Raw genomic sequence first — 17,123 nt, forward strand, 5'->3', positions numbered from 1 at the left:
CGAATATCCGTAATCATCGTGGGTCTTCTTGAGCGGGTGTGGGGTGTTCGTGACGCCCGGCCCACGGCGCCAGCATGAAACTGAAGGCCAGCCCCAGGCTCACCGCCAGGCCGAAATTACTCACCGCCGGTGTGCTGGAAAGCGCCAGCAGGCCGAACGACAGCCAGGTGGTGATCGCTGCCAGGAAAGTGCCCAGCAGGCTCACCGCCGCGCCACCAATCTGCTCGCGCATCAGAATCGCGTAATCGACGCCGATGGCCGTCACCAGCAGCAGGCCGAACAAGCTGAACAGGGTCAGTGGCTGCCCCAGCCAGCCGAGGCTCGCCAGGCTGCACAGCGCGGCCAGCAATGGCAGGGCGACGATGCGCAAGGCCGCACCGACCCCGAACGGCCAGATCAGTACCAGCACGATCAGCACGCAGGAGGCCAGTTTCAACTCGGCGGCGCTGACCTGCGTGGCGGCGAACACCCGGTTCAGGTCGCCCAGGCGATCCACCAGTTGTACCCCCGGCAGGTCCACGGCTTGCACCCGCAGGAGCGCGGCATCGTTCAAGCCTTGCAGGCTGATCATGGCCGCGACGCCTTGGGCGGTGGGGCCGAGCCAGAGCGTGCGGTACGGCTCGGCCAGGGGGCCGGCCAGCGCGGCATCGATGTCGGTCACCGGCAAGGCCTGCAATTGCGCCAGTTCCGCTTGTAGCGCGGCGACCGGCACGCCCAGGTCCAGCAACGGCTGCCAGACAGCCGGCAACCGGGCCAGGGCCTCACGCACTTTCTGCTGGTCGGCGGGCGGGCTCACCAGTTGGTTCAGCGACAGGTAGCCCTGGAGTTTTTCCAGGGCGATCAACTGGTCCAGGCGTTCGTTGAGGGCGGTCTGGCGTTCCAGCAGTTGAGACTGATTGTCGGCGCGGATCAGGAAGAACTGGCTGGTGGGCTGGAAGCCGGTGATGCGCGCGATGTCGCGGGCTTCGTCGGTGAGGTGCTGGGGCGTGCCGATCCACTGGCGGATGTCGTTTTTCGTGGTCAGGTGCCAGAGGCCGCCCGCGCAGAAGCTCAGCAGCAACACCAGCAGCACTGGCGTAGGCACCCGTGCCAACAACGCCTGGCGGATCTGGAGCAGGCCTTCGCACAGCCGCAGCGGCCACTGGGCCGGACGCAAATCCGCACCGTTGAGCAGCGCCGGCAACAGGCACACCGCGGTCAAGTAGGCACCCACCAGCCCGGCGGCGGAAAATATCGCGATCTGGGTCAGGGCCGGAAACGGCGTCCAGGCCAGGGCCAGGTAGCCGATGCACGTGGTCGCCAGGCTCAGGCTCAGCCCCGGCAGGGTCAGGCGCAAGGCCGGCCAACTGCGCCATGGCTTGAGGCTCCAGCTCTTGGACAGGTAGTGCAAGGGGTAATCCACCGCGACGCCGATCAGGCTGGACCCCAAAACCAGGGTCATCACATGCATGCGCCCGAACAAGGCCACGCACGCCACCGCGCCGAACAGCATGCCCACCAGCACCGGCACGAACGCCAGCCACACCCGCAGGCGCCGGAAGGCCAGCAACAGCAGCAGTAAGATGCCGACCGTCGCGCCACCGCCGACCCAGGTGATTTCCCGCGACGCCTGTTGCTGGCCGCTGGCGGCGTACAGCAGGCCGCTGGCCGCCAGCAGTTGCCCTTGGGCCTGGCCCGCCTGGTCGCGGCTGCGTTGCAGCAGCCCGGCCACTTGCAACGGCAGGTTCATGTCGAAGGCGGTGCCCTGGGCACGGGCCCGCAGCATCACCCAGCTTTTACCGTCGGCATCGGCGATCAGGGCCCCACTGCCGATGTCGAATTTGATCGCGCCGCGTTGGGGCTGGCTGTTCTGGATGCGTCCGGTCAGGCCCAGCCAATCGTCCTGGTTCGGCACCAGGCTGAAGCCGCTGAACGGGTCGAACAGGGCCTGTACCCGTTGTTGGATGAACGCCTGGGGCTGTTCGATCAGTTGCTGCCGGTCAGCCGCCGAGAGCATCGCCAACCGCCCGTTGAGCAGTTGCGTACGCAGCGCCGGCAAGTCGGCCTGCAACGTCCACTGCACCTTGTCGAACAGACCGCTGGCCTGCCATTGCTCGCCGAGGGTTTGCGCCAGGGCGATGGCTTGCTGGCGATCGGCATGACCGACCAGCACCAGCACCTCGCGATTGAGCGGTTCCTGCATGCGCTGTTCGGCGATCAGTTCCAGGGCATCGGGCGACGTGCCCGGCACCAGTTCCATGAGATTGGCCGACAGCGGCGCGCCGTTGCGCCACTGCCAGCCGGCGAGCGCGAGCACTGCCAGCAGCAGGATCAGGAACAGCCGTGGCAGCATCCGTTCACTCGGCAAAATCATGTTGCTCCGCTTCGCTCAAGGGCTGTGCGCTGGTGCTGTCCTGCATGCGCAGTACGGTGCTGTCGCCCTGGGTTTCCAGCAGTTCGATGCGCTGGACCAGTTCGCCGCCGTCGATGTTGATCTGGTTGAAGACCTGCTTGAGCAGCACCGAGCGCGGGGTCAGGGTGAGTTTCCACTGCTGCGGTTCGCCCGACAGGCTCAGCTCGAAATCCCGTTGCAAGCCACTGCTGTCGCCCTGCAATACCGCCAGGAACAGGCGGTTCTGCTCGGCGCCGGCGCTCTTGTTCGGCAGCATCTGCCAGGCATTGCCGTCCCGCCGGGCGATGCCTTGGGCGGTGATGCGGTAGTCCTGTTGCAGCGGGGTTTGCAGCAGCCACAGCAGGCCGTGGTTTTTCGCCAGTACGAAGCGGCCTTTGCTGGTGAGGGGTTGGGGCAGGGCGCGCAGGTGTTTTTCCTGGATGAACTGGCCGTGGATCACCTCCGGACGGGCCAGTTGGTCGCTCAATTGCTGCAGGTCGAAGGCCTGGGCCAACGGCGCCAGGCAACACAGCAGCAGGCAGATCGACAAACGTTTCATGGCAGTTTCCTTTCGACGGCTTCGACAAAGACCCGGGGCGAGGCCAGCAGCATTTCGCGGCTGGCGATGTCCACGGCCACTTGTACCGAACTGGCGCGGGTCAGGCGCTCGCCGGTGGCTGCGTCGCTGATCAGGTAATTGATCTTCAGCCGGTTCTCCCACTCCACCAGGCTGGCACGCACGGTCAGGGCCTGGCCGAACACGGCGCTGCGCACGTAGCGCAGTTGCAGGTCGATGACCGGCCAGGCATGGCCGGATTCGAGCATGTCGTTGTAGTTGTGGCCGATCAGGTCGAGCAGCGCACAGCGAGCCACTTCCAGGTATTTGACGTAGTGGCCGTGCCAGACCACGTTCATCGAATCGACGTCGAAAAACGGCACCACGATGTGGGTGTCGACGTGCAGAACGCCTTGGCTACGCATGCAGCCTCCAATGTTGTTCGGCAATGCGTTGCAGGCACAGGCGCAATTCGCCTTCCAGGGCGCGGTCTTCGATGACCGGGGCGAAATCCTCCGCCAGTTGCTGGTGCATGGCGGCCAGGGCCGGCGGCAACGGCCGCGCGTCTTCGGCACGACTGCGCAGCCATACGCCCTGGTTGGCCGCCAGCAACGTGGCGGCGGCGACCTGTTCGGTCAGTTCCAGCACACGGATCGCGTCCCGGGCGGCGATGGTGCCCATGCTCACCTTGTCCTGGTTGTGACATTCGGTGGAACGCGAGAACACGCTGGCCGGCATGGTGTTTTTCAGCGCCTCGGCGGTCCAGGCGCTGGTGCCGATCTGCACGGCCTTGAACCCGTGGTTGAGCATCGCCCGCTCGGCGCTGGCGCCGGACAGGTTGCTCGGCAGGCCGTGGTTGTAGCGCTCGTCCACCAGCAAGGCAAGTTGCCGGTCGAGCAGGTCGGCGACGTTGGCCACCAGGTTCTTCAGGCTGTCCATGGCGAAGGCGATATGCCCACCGTAGAAATGCCCGCCGTGGAGCACGCGTTCGGCTTCGGCGTCGATGATCGGATTGTCGTTGGCGCTGTTGAGTTCGGTCTCGATGAACGAACGCAGCCAGCCCAGACTGTCGGCCAGCACGCCGAGTACATGGGGCGCGCAGCGCAGGGAGTAGCGATCCTGCAGGCGATGCAGCGGCGCCGTCGGCGCGTCGATCGCCAGGTCCTTGCGCAGCCACGCGGCGACCCGCATTTGCCCTGGGTGTGGCTTGGCGGCGAACAGGCGCTCGTCGAAATGTTCCGGGTTGCCTTGCAGGGCAACGACGTTCAACGCGGTGATACGGGTCGCCAATTGCAACAAGTAGTCGGCCCGGGCGAAGGCCAGGCAGGCCAGGCCGGTCATCACAGCGGTGCCGTTCATCAGCGCCAGGGCCTCCTTGGGCCGCAGCACCAGTGGGGTCCAGCCCAACTCACGGTGCACATCGGCGGCCAGGCGCCGCTCGCCGCGGAACATCACTTCCCGTTCGCCGGACAACGTGGCCGCCACATAGGACAGTGGCGTCAGGTCACCGCTGGCGCCCACCGAGCCTTCTTCCGGGATCAGCGGCAGGATGTCGTGTTCGAGAAAGGCCTGGAGCCGCTCCAGCAGTTCCACCCGCACCCCGGACACGCCGTGGCACAGCGACTGCAAGCGCGCCGCCAGCACCGCGCGGGTGGCCTGGGCGTCCAGCAGCTTGCCCAGGCCGCAGCCGTGGAACGTGTACAGGTGACGCGGCAGGGCCTCGACATGGTGCAGCGGCACCGCCACCACGCAAGAGTCACCGTAGCCGGTGGTCACGCCGTAGATCACGCCTTCCTTGTCCAGCAAGGAGTCGAGGAATTGCGCACCCTTGGCGATGCGCTGGCGGAACGCCGGGTCATCCTGCAACTGCGTCGGGGCCTGACGGTTGGCCAGGGCCAGCACATCCTCGATGCGCAGGGGGCGTTCGCCGAAGGTTACCGGCTCAAGAGTGGGCATCGTCATCGGTCTTCCAGAAAGGGTAAAAGTTGAACCACTGTTGGGGCCCCTGGAGGCAGTACTGCGCCAGGCGCTCGGCATAATGGCCGGCCCAATGGGCAATCACTTGTTCGCGCTCGTTGCGCTTCCACACCACGGTCTCGGCGAAGGGTTCGAGCGTGACGCGATAGCGCCCCTCGTGCTTGAGGCACATCAGCAGGTTGACCGGGCATTTCAGCAGGCCGGCCAGCAACCAGGGGCCTTGGGGGAATGCCGCCGGGTGGCCCATGAAGTCCACGATCACGCTGCGTCCGCCGTGCAGTGGCACGCGGTCGCCGGCAATCGCCAGCCACTCGCCGCGCTCCAGGCGTTCGCTCAGTTGCAACATGATCACCGGGTTCAGCTCACTGACCTGGATCAGCCGCAAGTGCGTGGCACCGGCCTCGCCCAGCAAACGGTTGAACTGCTCGGCGTGCTTGGTGTGCACCAGCACGTTCATGGTCACTTTCTCGCCCAGTTCGGCCAGGGCCCGGCACATCTCCAGGTTGCCCAGGTGCGCGCCCACCAGCATCTGCCCGCGGGTATCGCGCAGGTGATTGCGCAGCAGCGCCGGGTCGACGATTTCGATCTGGTCGATGCTCAGCTTGCCGTTCCAGACGTCGAGCTTGTCGAGCAAGGAGTCGGCGAACGCCATGAACTGCCCGAACACCCGCCAGCGGGTCGGGCGCAGTTCGGGGCGCGCGCTCCAGTCGGCCAGGCGCTGCTGGTATTGCCAGGCCGCCTGGCGCGCGCTGCGGCCGAAAATGAAAAAGTACAGGACGATGCCGTACAGCACCGGGGTCAGCAAGCGTCGGCCGAGCACCTTGGCGGCGAGCGCGGTGAGTTTCATCAGCCAGAAACTGCCGCGCTCCTGGCGGTCGGCCCAATGTTGCTTGTCTGCCTGAAGACTCATGCCCGCCACCGTCGCCAGAGAATCAGGGGCGCGCGCACCAGCATGCCGAAGAACAGCCGGGTGTGCATGCTGGAAATCAGCACGTTGTCGTGGAACAGGCGAAAATGCGAAACGCCGTCCCGAGGGTAATGGACCCGGGTGTGCAGCCAGTGCATCGGCTGATTGCGCCAGGCCAGGCGCACCAGGATGTCCGAGTCGAAATCCATGCGCTTGCCGATATTGGCCGAGTCGATCAGCGCCAGGGTCGGTGCCAAGGGATAGACCCGAAAGCCGCACATCGAGTCGCGGATTTGCAGGGACAGGCTGTTGATCCAGACCATGACGTGGGTCAGGTAGCGCGCGTAGAGGCGACCTTTCGGCACGCTGGCGTCGTAGTGCGGATAGCCACAGATCACTGCGTCCGGGTGGGCACGGGATTGCTCGATGAAGGTCTTCACGTCGTCCAGGTCGTGCTGCCCGTCGGCGTCCACCTGCAAGGCGTGGCTGAAACCCAGGCGCGACGCTTCGCGCAAGCCGGTCATCACCGCGCCGCCCTTGCCCTGGTTGACGGCGAGCCTGACCAGATGCACCTGCTCGCCTTCGGCCAGCCGTTCCAGTACGGCGGCACATGCCGGGTTGCTGGCGTCATCCACCAGCACGCAGGGCAGGCCGTTGGCGAGCAACGCCTGGACCACCGCCGAGATGGCGGTTTCGTGGTTGTAGACCGGGATGACGGCGCAGGGGTTATGCATGCGGCATGTCTCGGTGGCTAAGGTGCATTTTGTGGCGAGGGCGCTTGCTCCCGCTGTAGGAGCTGCCGAAGGCTGCGATCTTTTGATGTTGATCTTTCACTTGCGACTCAACTGTCTGGGACAAGATCGCAGCCTCGTTGCACTCCTCAGCTCCTACGCCGCCCAGCGGGAGCAAGCTCCCTCGCCACAGGAGGGCAGTGTGAGCATTAATCATTCGCCATCCCCAACACAATCCGCCCGCTGGAACAGGCCGCCGTGGCATTGCGGTAGGCAAAGTACAGCTTGCCGCGCTCGCGGTCGAAGCGCAGGTGCAGTTGGATGTCGTCACCGGGGCGCACCAGTTGCTGGAATTTCAGCACCTCCATGCCGACGAACCGCGGCGGCAGGTCCAGCAGTTGGCGACCTATGCTCAAGGCCCAGTCGACCTGCACCACGCCGGGTAATACCGGGGCGGTGGGGAAGTGACCGCTGAAGTACGCAAGGTCAGGCGGCACGACCAGGCGCAGGCTCCACTCACCGTCGGTTTCGACTTGCTCCAACACCTCGGGGGCTTTGGGGCGTGGCGCCATCAGCAGCGCCTCGACTTCGGCCTGGGGCAGTTTGCCCTGGGCGTTGAGCGGCAACTGCCGCAGCCAGCGCCAGCGCCGTGGCAGGGCCAGGGTTTCGCAATGTTCGCCCAGGTGACGGCGCAGGCCCTCGGTCACGGCCCGCCGACCCTGGTTGCGCAAGGCTCGCAGGCCAGCTTCGCTCAGCACCAGCAGCGCGCCGAGGGAGGCGCGATTCTCCTGCACCACGCCCAGCCGCGCTTCGCTGACCCAATCATGGGCCACCAGCGCCTGTTCGAGCATGGGCAGGGAGATGCGCTTCTCTTCGAGCTTGACGATACGGTCCAGTCGCCCGAGCAGCTCGAAGCGTCCATCTGCGGCGATTCGCGCTGCGTCAGCGGTGTGTTCCACATGCCCGGCGGGCAGGTAGGGCGAAGCGATCAGCAAGGCGCCGTCGCTGTCCTGGCTCAGCTCGACGTCGGCAAAGGGCTGCCACCATGAGTCACCCTGGCGCCAGGCGATACCGCCGGTTTCCGAGCTGCCGAAAATTTCCGTCGGCCATTGTCCCAGCCGTCGCTGCAAGCTTTGCGCGGCCTCGGCTGGCAAGGCACCGCCGGAGGAGAACACCCGGCGCACGCTGCTCAGGGCCGGCCAGTCGAGGTTATCGCCCATGCGCTTGAGCAACGCCGGGCTGGCGACCCAGGCGAACACCGGTTGCTCGCGGCTGGCGCGTTGCAGGTCTTCGGGGAACGCCAATTGCCTGCGTCCGAACGGACGCCCGGCACACAGCGGCCACAGCACTCGGAACAGCAATCCGTAGATATGTTGGGTGGCAACGCTGCCGATCATGCAGGCCGGGCCCAGGTCGGCGCCCCACAGCTGTTCCAGGGCCTGGACTTCGTTACTCAACTGCCGCAGGGTTTTCTCGATGCGCTTGGGCTCGCCGCTGGAGCCGGAGGTGCACAGGCTCAGCCAGCAGTGATCGAGGTCCAGTTCGGCGGCGTCCATCGGCGCGTGTCGCAAGTCGTCGGGATGGGTGTCGCCGGGCTGGTCGGTCAGCCACAGGTCCACCTCCGACGCCCAGCGCTGGCGTGTCTGCGCTTGCAGGTCGGCGGGAAGCAGGACGCGCGTGCCGGCGTGCCAGGCACCGAGCAGGGCGATGGCCAGGTCGGCTGCATCTTCCAGGTGCACCGCCACCTGGCGTACGCCCCGGGCTTGCAGGCCCGCCGCCAGGCGCAACGCCGCGTCCCGCAGTTGCGAATGATCCAGCGCCGGAGCGACCGCGACGGCGCGTTCCGGCTGAGCCCTGAGCAACATCCGCTCAAGTGTTATCCAATTCATGGGCGGCCTCTTACCCGTTGTCGTATGAGCCATTCAATGACAAACAGCAGCCCCATCAATCCGTAGGAAATCAGGCCGGTGTACAACATCCACCAGCTCAGCGGCGCCCAGAGGGTCAGGGCGGCGGCGAGCAAACCGTTACACAGGAAAAACACACTCCAGGCCACCGTGACCTGACGCGTATAGACCACCGCCTTGGCCGGCAGCTGCGGTTCGCGCAGGCGGGCCAGGCGTTCGATCATTGGCGGGCCGTATTTCAGGCTCAGGGCGAACAGCCCAAGCATGAACCCGCTGATCAGCACCGGGTACCAACGCAGCAGGAGCGGGCTGTCGAACAGCGCGAGCAACACGCAGAACACGATCGCCGTGGTCGCCATCCAGCGGCTGCCGTCACCGCCCTTGCCTAGCAACGCCCGGGCCAGCCACAGGCTACCCAGCAGCAGCCCGAACTGCCACGGGGCGAAATGCTCCATGCCGAAATACACCGCAAAGGGGTACAGCAGGCCCGCCAGCAGCAGGCCGAGGCCAATCAGCCGGGTCATGCGGCCGGTTGAACCAGTCGATAGACCGCCTCGACCACGTCATTGACGGTGCGCACCGACTTGAACTCTTCGGCGGCGATTTTCTTGCCGGTCTGGCGCTTGATGTGGTCGATCAGGTCAACCGCATCGATGCTGTCGATTTCCAGGTCCTGGTACAGGTTCGATTCCAGCGTCACGCGCTCCGGGTCCAGCTCGAAGAGCTCGACCAGGGCGTCACGCAGGGTGTTGAAAATGTCGTCACGAGTTTGCATGGTCCGGTCTCAGGGGCGTTTTGCAGTGACGAAGGCCGCAAGGCTTGCCACATTGCTGAAATGGTTACGAGTGTCCTTGGCGTCGGCGTCGATCTTGATGCCGTACTCCTTCTGGATCGCCAGGCCTAGCTCCAGGGCATCCACCGAATCCAGGCCCAGGCCTTCGCCGAACAGGGTCTGGTGGTCGCCGATGTCGTCGATGCCGATGTCTTCCAGGCCGAGGGCGTCGATGATCAGCTGTTTGATGTCACGGTGCAGATCGCTCATCTTCGGCGAGCTCCTTGATGAAATAGTGATGCAAGAAATCGTTGAGCCTGCGCGAAGCCTGGGGCGGCGGGCCGAGCGCGGCGAACGCCTGTGGATCTATATCGGCCCCGACGTGAAAACTGAAGTGCACGCGGCGCCGGGGGATGCGATACCAGGGTTCGGCTTTGGTCAGGGTCGTGGGGTTGACCTTGATCGTGACGGGCGTGAGGATTTTCGCACCCCGCAGGGCGATGGCCGCGGCCCCCCGATGAAAGGCCGGCACCTGGCCTGGCTGGGTGCGCGTTCCTTCGGGAAACACGATCAGCGTCTGGCCAGCTTGCAGGGTATCGCTGGCGGCATCGAGCATGTCCATGCTGCCGTCATTACTGATGTACTGGGTTGAACGCAATGGACCACGGGTAAAGGGGTTGTCCCACAGGCTTTGCTTGACCACGCAGTTGGCGTTGGGCACCAGCCCGATCAGGAACACCACGTCGATCAGCGAGGGGTGATTGGCAATGATCATCTGCCCGGGGCGCCCGAGCCGTTCGGCGCCATCGATCTGGTAGGTGAGCACGCCGGTACGGGCCATGAACCGGATAAAAAACCGGAACAACCGCCCGACGGTGCGTCGAGCCCTCTGTCGGTGGGCCTGGGCATCGCCGGGCAGCCAGGCCAGCAACGGAAAAACCAGCAAGCGCAGGCACAGGCCGCCCAGCCCGAACAGGGCGAAGCTTGCGGCGGTCGCGACCAGGCGCCAGTAATAGGCGTCGCGATGTTTACCGGTCACCGGTTGCGTTGCCAGTTCCATACACGATTCTTCCAGGCATGTTGGCAGGTGGTTTCGTTGTTCAGCAGGGTACGCAACAGGTCCAGGGCATGGGGCCAGTCGCCGCCGGATCGTTGGCCGGCCTGCGCGGACAGGTCCAATCGCCAGTCGTCGCCGGGCGTCAGCAGCAGGCCCACGGCATAGGGGAAAGGCACGTCATCGACCCACGGTGCGTAGACCTGCGGCGGTTGTTCTTCGGTGATCACCAGCAACACCGCCGGCGAGCCTTCGTTCAACAAGGCGGCGGCCTCCAGCACGCCGTGCTCCAAGCCGTCGCCGGTGGCGGCCAGGGCGGTCATTTCGCTGGTTTCGCCGCGCATGATCGACCACAGGCCGATCACGGCGTTGTGCACCGACAGGCTGAACTGGGTTGGCGACAAGGGCTGGTTGGCCGCCAGGTCCTTGAGAATCTCGAACGTGCGCGGGGTTTCGCCGTGGCGGGAAATAAAGACCAACGGTAGGCCCGGCTGGCCCTCGGCCAGTGGCCAGCCGACACTGAAGGCCATCCGCGCCAGGCGGCTGAGGCGACGACGCTGCATGGCAGGCAGGAACGATACGTCGGGGGCGGCATCGCTGGCCGGCAATACAACCGGCTGTCGGCTCCAGGCCTGCCAGTCGTCCACGCTTTCGAGCCCAGGGGCCCACGCGCGCCATTGGGCGATATTGAAATTGATCAAGACTCATCCCACCCCTGCGGGGCTTTTATTGTCACGGTTCAGTGGTTTGACCCGCGTCCTACCCTGCATGGCCTTGCGACCCAAGTGGCGCGCATTATCCCGGTGCGGTTGGCTTGTAGCAAATACTGGTTACATTTTGCCCAGCAAAATGTACGAGTCGGTCCACTCGATGCCTGGCTTGGACCATTATCGCGATCGTCACGGGCGTGTCTGTCGGTTGTTTCTGTCTTTATCCGGGCACGATTGACGTCTGAATCGTTGGAAAAGCCACTGTTGCTGTAGTCCTTCTACGCAGAAGGTAGCTAAGCAGTGTCGCGGCCTACTACACTCGGGAATCTTTGATACACGGAGGTTTTGACATGCGGCGTGTGGTGTTCAATCAGAAAGGTGGCGTGGGCAAGTCCAGCATCGCCTGCAATCTGGCGGCAGTCAGCGCCAGCGAGGGCTATCGCACGCTGTTGGTGGACCTGGATGCCCAGGCCAATTCCACTCAATACCTGACTGGCCTGACCGGCGACGATATCCCCATGGGCATCGCCGACTTCTTCAAGCAGACCCTGTCGTCCGGGCCTTTCTCGAAAAAGAACAAGGTGGATATCTACGAAACGCCGTTCGACAACCTGCACGTGATCACCGCCACGGCGGAGCTGACGGACCTGCAGCCCAAGCTCGAGGCGAAGCACAAGATCAACAAGCTGCGCAAATTGCTCGAAGAACTGGAGGAGGATTACGACCGGATTTACCTGGACACCCCGCCAGCGCTGAATTTCTATGCGGTTTCAGCGTTGATCGCCGCTGATCGGGTGCTGATTCCGTTCGACTGCGACAGCTTCTCCCGTCAGGCCTTGTACGGCCTGCTGGCGGAAATTGAAGAACTCAAGGACGACCATAACGAAGGCCTGGAAGTCGAAGGCATCGTGGTCAACCAGTTCCAGGCCCGTGCCAGCCTGCCGCAGCAGATTCTCGACGAACTGATCGCCGAAGGCCTGCCGGTATTGCCGGTGTACTTGAGCAGTTCGGTGCGCATGCGCGAATCCCACCAGGCCAGCCTGCCGCTGATCCACCTTGACCCGCGGCACAAGCTGACCCAGCAGTTCGTGGAATTGCATGGATTGCTGGAAAGCTGAGGGCTGGTCGCTGTCCGTGGGCGATCAGCTGATTTTGCTCAGGTAGGGTGGCAAGTCCTGCTCCGGCACGACCGATAGCACCTTGAGGCGTTGCAACATCCGTTGCCGGGCGCGTTGCAAATGCTCCTTGAGGTTCAGCGCGGCGGCGTCGAAGGCACCGTGCAGCAACAGTTCCAGGATCAGGCGGTGCTCGGCCAGCATGGCGGGGTCCGCGCCGATTCCCAGCAGCCGGGAAAAAATCCGGCTGATGATCATCGGGCTTTGGGCCTGGCGAATCAGCGCTGCCATTTTGCGATTCTGCAGGCCGCTGAGGCAGTGCTGGTGCAGGTCTTCCTCGATGCGCTGGATCGTCTCTTCCGGGCAATGCTCAGCCTGTTGCGCCTGGGTTACCCGTTCCAGCATGGCTTGCAGTTGTTCGCGGCTCAGCCCTGGCGCACTTTGACGTAGCGCCTCGGGCTCCAGGCAGGCGCGCAACTCATAATCTTCGGTGACTTCCCGGGCCGTGAGCGGGCCGGCCAGCCACTGTGAGTAGGGCTCTTTTTCCAGCAAGCCCCGGTCCCTCAGGCGCATCAAGGCTTCTCGCACCACGGCCCGGCTCACGCCGTAGTGCTCGGCGGCGGCTTGTTCATCGAGGCGGTAGTGGCCGAAGGTAATACAGGTCAGCAGCGCGCTGCCGATTTCTTCGTGGATCCGCTCGCCCAGTGGTCGCGTGTCCACCCGTTCTTCGCCACGCGCCAGGCCAAGGTGAACATGGCTCAAGGGCAGGCGCAGCGGCTCGATGTCCAAGCCCAGGGGATTGATCAAGTACCCACGCCCGTCAAAACGGCTGATCAACCGCTCCTCGTGCAACAGATCCAGCGCCTTGCGCACCGGCACACGACTGGTGCCGAACAGCTCCGCCAGCGGTGCTTCCAGTAATACCAAGCCCTGCAGTGCGGTGCCCTCGGTGATTGCATCGCGCAATACCTGATGAATCATTGCGTAGCGAGACGCGGTACGCGGGTCTTGGGCTGGCGCTGCTTTCATCGATTCCTCTGGGCATGACGGCGATGGAGGGATTCTCTCACAGTGTCCTGTGTCACTGAGGGTCACATTGGCGCGCCCTTTCGTGGGGCTCGCTCCATCAAAACGTTACTTTTATGCACCTAAATGTATCTTTTATAAAAATATACATTAGATAAGCCTGTCATCTGGATGTTGGCCAGGGCCCCGCTCATCCAAGTCATCCACGCAGCTCTAAGCCGATGGTTCCAGCCCCTCTGGGCGTTTTGGCGTTCGGCAGCTATGGATTGTATAAGCGTAGCTGGCACGGAATCTGCTCCATACAAAATGTACATTTTAATAATAGATACGTTTTTTGGATGCCGCAGCCCATGAGCCCATTTTCCTCGCTGGATGCCATTGCACTGGCCGAAGCCTTCGCGTCAGGGCGCACCGATCCGGTCCAGGTGCTGGAACAAGCGCTGGAGCAAGCCGCTCGCGCCGAACACGTGTTCGTGTCGTTGACCGAGGCCCGGGCCCGGCGTGAAGCGCAGGCCTCGGCGGCGCGCTGGCGTGCCGGGCAACCGTTGAGCGGCTTCGACGGTGTGCCGATGGCCTGGAAGGACTTGTTCGATGTGGCCGGCAGTGTCACCACCGCGGCAGCGGCGGTGCGCCGGAACGCACCGCCCGCGTTGCTGGACGCGGCCAGTGTCAGCCTGCTCAGCCGGGCCGGCATGGTCTGCCTGGGCAAGACCAACCTCAGCGAGTTCGCCTATTCAGGGCTCGGCCTCAACCCGCACTTCGGCACGCCGGTCAACCCGTTCAGCGATGCACAACCGCGGATCCCCGGCGGCTCCTCCAGCGGCTCGGCGGTGGCGGTCGCGGCGGGCATCGTGCCGATCGCCATGGGCACCGATACCGCCGGTTCGATCCGTATCCCGGCGGCTTTCAACGCTTTGGTGGGGGTTCGCGCCAGCTCCCGTCGTTACAGTCGCGATGGGGTATTTCCTCTGGCCCACAGCATCGACAGCATCGGCCCGCTGACTCGCAGTGTGCGTGACGCCTGGATGATCGACGAATTGCTTCAGGGTCGCGACCCACGGCAAGCGCCACCGGTGCGCAGCCTGGCCGGGCAGCGTTTCTGGGTCGAGCAAGCGGTGTTGGAGGATGCTCGTGTCGAGGCCGCGGTGCGGGCCAATTTGCTGGCCGGTGTCCAGGCGCTGCGCACCGCTGGGGCGCTGGTGGAGATTCGGCCATTGCCGGCTTTCCAGGCCAGCCTCGCGCTGATCCGCGACCACGGCTGGCTGGGGGCCGCCGAGGCGTTCGCCTTGCATGAGGCCTTGCTCGACAGCGCCGATGCCGAACGTCTCGACCCGCGGGTACGCCGGCGTCTCGAAGCGGCGCGGCCCATGACCGCCAGCCAGGTGCTCAAGCTTTACGACGCGGGATCGACCTTGCAACGCCAACTCGTCGAGGAACTCGACGGCGCGGTGCTGATTACGTCGACCGTGGCCCATGTCGCCCCGCCGCTGGCGCCTTTGGAGACTGACGACGAACTGTTTGTCCGTACCAATCTCGCGACCCTGAGCCTGACGATGCCCGGCAGTTTGCTCGACATGCCCGGCGTCAACCTGCCCAGCGGCCGTGACAGCCAGGGGCTGCCCACCGGCCTGCTGCTCAGCGTGCCTCAAGGCGAGGATGCCCGGCTCCTGCGAGTCGCGCGCTCGGTCGAGGCGACGCTGGCCAATCCCTGATTGATGTTTGAACCACCACAACCGGAGGCCGATCATGGCTAAAGATATTCTTTGTGCATTTGGGGTCGATGTCGACGCCGTGGCGGGCTGGCTCGGCTCCTACGGCGGTGAAGACTCACCCGACGATATTTCCCGCGGCCTGTTTGCCGGTGAAGTCGGCTCGCCGCGGCTGCTCAAGTTGTTCGAGCGCTACGGTTTGCGTACCACCTGGTTTATCCCCGGGCACTCCCTGGAGACCTTTCCCGAGCAGATGAAAGCCGTGGCGGATGCGGGCCACGAGATCGGCGTGCACGGCTATAGCCACGAAAACCCCATCGCGATGACCCCACAGCAGGAAGAGGCGGTGCTCGATAAATCCATCGAGTTGATTACCCAAGTGACCGGCAAGCGGCCTACCGGCTATGTCGCGCCCTGGTGGGAATTCAGCAAAGTGACCAACGAGCTGCTGCTCAAGAAAGGCATCAAGTACGACCACAGCCTGATGCACAACGACTTCCATCCCTACTACGTTCGCGTCGGCGACAGCTGGACCAAGATCGACTACAGCCAGCACCCGGACACCTGGATGAAACCGCTGGTGCGTGGCCAGGAAACCGATCTGGTGGAAATCCCAGCGAATTGGTACCTCGACGACCTGCCACCGATGATGTTCATCAAGAAGTCGCCCAACAGCCACGGTTTCGTCAACCCGCGGCACCTCGAAGAGATGTGGCGCGACCAGTTCGACTGGGTCTATCGCGAACACGAGCATGCCGTGTTCACCATGACGATCCACCCCGACGTCTCCGGGCGCCCGCAGGTGCTGCTGATGCTGGAGCGCCTGATCGAACACATCCAGGGCCATGCCGGCGTGCGCTTCGTCACGTTCGATGAAATTGCCGACGACTTCATTCGCCGCAACCCCCGCAGCCGCTGATCCGGCATTTATTCGAGGCGTGTTCTCATGTCCATCTACAACAAACTCGACCTGACTGGTTGGAAGCCCGAGCAATTGACCTCGGCCCAGGTGCGCTTTGCCACCTGGATCGCTTTTTTTGCCTGGGTGTTTGCGGTCTACGACTTCATTCTGTTCGGCACGTTGTTGCCGGAAATCGGCCGGCACTTCAATTGGAGCGAAGTCGAGCAAGCCGAAATCGCCACCTGGGTGGCGGTCGGCACGGCGGTGGTGGCGTTGGCCATCGGCCCCCTGGTGGACCGCTTGGGCCGGCGCATGGGGATCATCTTCACCGTCAGCGGCGCGGCGATCTGTTCGGCGCTGACGGCCATCGGCGGTGCCTGGGGCAAGTCCCCGTTGATCCTGATCCGTTCTCTCGGCGGGTTGGGTTACGCGGAAGAAACCGTCAATGCCACCTATCTGAGCGAGCTCTACGCTGCCTCCGATGACCCGAGGCTGGCCAAGCGCCGTGGTTTCATCTACAGCCTGGTGCAGGGTGGCTGGCCGGTGGGCGCGCTGACCGCCGCCGGATTGACCGCCGTGTTGCTGCCGACCGTCGGCTGGCAGGGCTGTTTTATCTTTGCGGCGATCCCGGCCATCGTCATTGCGATCATGGCGCGCAAGCTCAAGGAAAGCCCGCAGTTCCAGATCCACCAGCGTATCGGCCAGTTGCGCAAAAGCGGCGCGGTCGCCGACGCCCAGGCAGTGGCGTCCACCTACGGCGTCGACTATGAGGAACACAGCAAGGCCGGCCTCGCGTCGGCCTTTCGCGGCACGTCGCGGCGCGCGACACTGGTGATCGGCGCGGCGATCCTGCTCAATTGGGCGGCGATCCAGGTGTTCAGCGTGCTCGGCACGACGGTGATCGTCAGCGTGCACCATATTTCCTTCGAAAACTCGTTGATCATCCTGGTGCTCTCCAACCTGGTGGGCTACTGCGGTTACCTGAGCCATGGCTGGATGGGCGACAAGATCGGCCGGCGCAATGTCATCGCGTTGGGCTGGATGCTGGGTGGGCTGTCGTTTGCCGGCATGCTCTACGGGCCGAGCAACCTGCCGATGGTGGTCGGTCTCTACAGCCTGGGCCTGTTCTTTCTGATCGGGCCCTATTCGGCGGCGCTGTTCTTCATCGGCGAGAGTTTCCCCACCAGCATCCGCGCCACGGGCGGCGCGATTATCCATGCCATGGGGCCGATCGGCGCGGTGGTGGCCGGGTTCGGTGCCACCCAGGTGCTGGCGGCAGGTGGCAACTGGCAGACCTCGGCGCTGTACTTCGGCGCGCTGCCTTGTTTCCTCTCCGGTGCGCTGATGTTCGCGGCGCGCCACGTCCGTCCGGAAACCGTGAAATAAG

17 protein-coding genes are annotated in these 17,123 nt (G+C 64.3%); 4 read left to right on the top strand and 13 right to left on the bottom strand.

Annotated features, from left to right (window positions below; translation table 11 throughout):
• Positions 1–13: 13 nt before the first annotated feature.
• The 12 genes from BLU85_RS22210 to BLU85_RS22265 form a co-directional block, all read right to left on the bottom strand.
• The gene (locus BLU85_RS22210) at positions 14–2,353 is read right to left on the bottom strand and encodes an MMPL family transporter (protein WP_092203413.1); all 2,340 of its coding nucleotides are present in this window, start codon (positions 2,351–2,353) and stop codon (positions 14–16) included.
• The gene (locus BLU85_RS22215) at positions 2,337–2,930 is read right to left on the bottom strand and encodes an outer membrane lipoprotein carrier protein LolA (RefSeq protein ID WP_092203416.1); all 594 of its coding nucleotides are present in this window, start codon (positions 2,928–2,930) and stop codon (positions 2,337–2,339) included. Before BLU85_RS22215 ends, BLU85_RS22210 begins: the two co-directional genes overlap by 17 nt.
• Entirely contained in the window at positions 2,927–3,352 is a 426-nt protein-coding gene (locus BLU85_RS22220; RefSeq protein WP_060739517.1) for an acyl-CoA thioesterase, read from the bottom strand. The genes BLU85_RS22215 and BLU85_RS22220 overlap by 4 nt, the downstream gene beginning before the upstream one ends.
• Complete coding sequence (hutH, locus tag BLU85_RS22225) at positions 3,345–4,889, bottom strand: HAL/PAL/TAL family ammonia-lyase (protein WP_092203418.1); 1,545 nt, start codon at positions 4,887–4,889, stop codon at positions 3,345–3,347. The genes BLU85_RS22220 and hutH overlap by 8 nt, the downstream gene beginning before the upstream one ends.
• Complete coding sequence (locus BLU85_RS22230) at positions 4,870–5,814, bottom strand: LpxL/LpxP family acyltransferase (protein ID WP_092203420.1); 945 nt, start codon at positions 5,812–5,814, stop codon at positions 4,870–4,872. The genes hutH and BLU85_RS22230 overlap by 20 nt, the downstream gene beginning before the upstream one ends.
• A complete protein-coding gene (locus tag BLU85_RS22235; protein ID WP_092203422.1) occupies positions 5,811–6,545 on the bottom strand; it encodes a glycosyltransferase family 2 protein in 735 nt (244 codons plus the stop codon). The genes BLU85_RS22230 and BLU85_RS22235 overlap by 4 nt, the downstream gene beginning before the upstream one ends.
• A 206-nt stretch (positions 6,546–6,751) precedes the next feature.
• Positions 6,752–8,431 carry an ApeI family dehydratase gene (locus BLU85_RS22240; protein WP_092203424.1) on the bottom strand — a complete coding sequence of 560 codons (1,680 nt, stop codon included), beginning with the start codon at positions 8,429–8,431 and terminating at the stop codon, positions 6,752–6,754.
• On the bottom strand, positions 8,428–8,973 hold the full coding sequence (locus BLU85_RS22245) for a COG4648 family protein (RefSeq protein ID WP_092203426.1): 546 nt from the start codon (positions 8,971–8,973) through the stop codon (positions 8,428–8,430). The genes BLU85_RS22240 and BLU85_RS22245 overlap by 4 nt, the downstream gene beginning before the upstream one ends.
• A complete protein-coding gene (locus BLU85_RS22250) occupies positions 8,970–9,224 on the bottom strand; it encodes an acyl carrier protein (protein WP_030140951.1) in 255 nt (84 codons plus the stop codon). Before BLU85_RS22250 ends, BLU85_RS22245 begins: the two co-directional genes overlap by 4 nt.
• A 9-nt stretch (positions 9,225–9,233) precedes the next feature.
• Complete coding sequence (locus tag BLU85_RS22255; RefSeq protein ID WP_014336216.1) at positions 9,234–9,491, bottom strand: phosphopantetheine-binding protein; 258 nt, start codon at positions 9,489–9,491, stop codon at positions 9,234–9,236.
• Complete coding sequence (locus tag BLU85_RS22260) at positions 9,472–10,281, bottom strand: lysophospholipid acyltransferase family protein (RefSeq protein ID WP_092203428.1); 810 nt, start codon at positions 10,279–10,281, stop codon at positions 9,472–9,474. The genes BLU85_RS22255 and BLU85_RS22260 overlap by 20 nt, the downstream gene beginning before the upstream one ends.
• Entirely contained in the window at positions 10,257–10,976 is a 720-nt protein-coding gene (locus BLU85_RS22265) for a beta-ketoacyl synthase chain length factor (RefSeq protein WP_092203430.1), read from the bottom strand. The genes BLU85_RS22260 and BLU85_RS22265 overlap by 25 nt, the downstream gene beginning before the upstream one ends.
• A 359-nt stretch (positions 10,977–11,335) precedes the next feature.
• Between BLU85_RS22265 and BLU85_RS22270 the strand changes: the two genes are divergently transcribed.
• Complete coding sequence (locus BLU85_RS22270; protein ID WP_063323262.1) at positions 11,336–12,103, top strand: ParA family protein; 768 nt, start codon at positions 11,336–11,338, stop codon at positions 12,101–12,103.
• A 24-nt stretch (positions 12,104–12,127) separates the two neighbouring features.
• Here the strand turns inward: BLU85_RS22270 and BLU85_RS22275 are convergent, their stop codons facing one another.
• Positions 12,128–13,129 (bottom strand): GntR family transcriptional regulator, encoded by a 1,002-nt coding sequence (locus tag BLU85_RS22275; protein WP_060739507.1) that lies wholly within the window; start codon positions 13,127–13,129, stop codon positions 12,128–12,130.
• A gap of 347 nt (positions 13,130–13,476) precedes the next feature.
• Here BLU85_RS22275 and BLU85_RS22280 point away from each other — a divergent pair, with 347 nt between their 5' ends.
• From BLU85_RS22280 to BLU85_RS22290, 3 genes are read left to right on the top strand one after another with little or no spacing between them, the layout of a single operon-like run.
• A complete protein-coding gene (locus tag BLU85_RS22280) occupies positions 13,477–14,838 on the top strand; it encodes an amidase (RefSeq protein ID WP_092203432.1) in 1,362 nt (453 codons plus the stop codon).
• A gap of 34 nt (positions 14,839–14,872) precedes the next feature.
• Entirely contained in the window at positions 14,873–15,754 is an 882-nt protein-coding gene (locus tag BLU85_RS22285; protein WP_060739506.1) for a polysaccharide deacetylase family protein, read from the top strand.
• 27 nt (positions 15,755–15,781) lie between these two features.
• Positions 15,782–17,122 (top strand): MFS transporter, encoded by a 1,341-nt coding sequence (locus BLU85_RS22290; protein WP_092203434.1) that lies wholly within the window; start codon positions 15,782–15,784, stop codon positions 17,120–17,122.
• Position 17,123 lies beyond the last annotated feature (1 nt).

The sequence above is a fragment of the Pseudomonas sp. NFACC14 genome (assembly GCF_900106885.1).
GTDB classification, from domain to species: Bacteria; Pseudomonadota; Gammaproteobacteria; order Pseudomonadales; family Pseudomonadaceae; genus Aquipseudomonas; species Aquipseudomonas fluorescens_AA.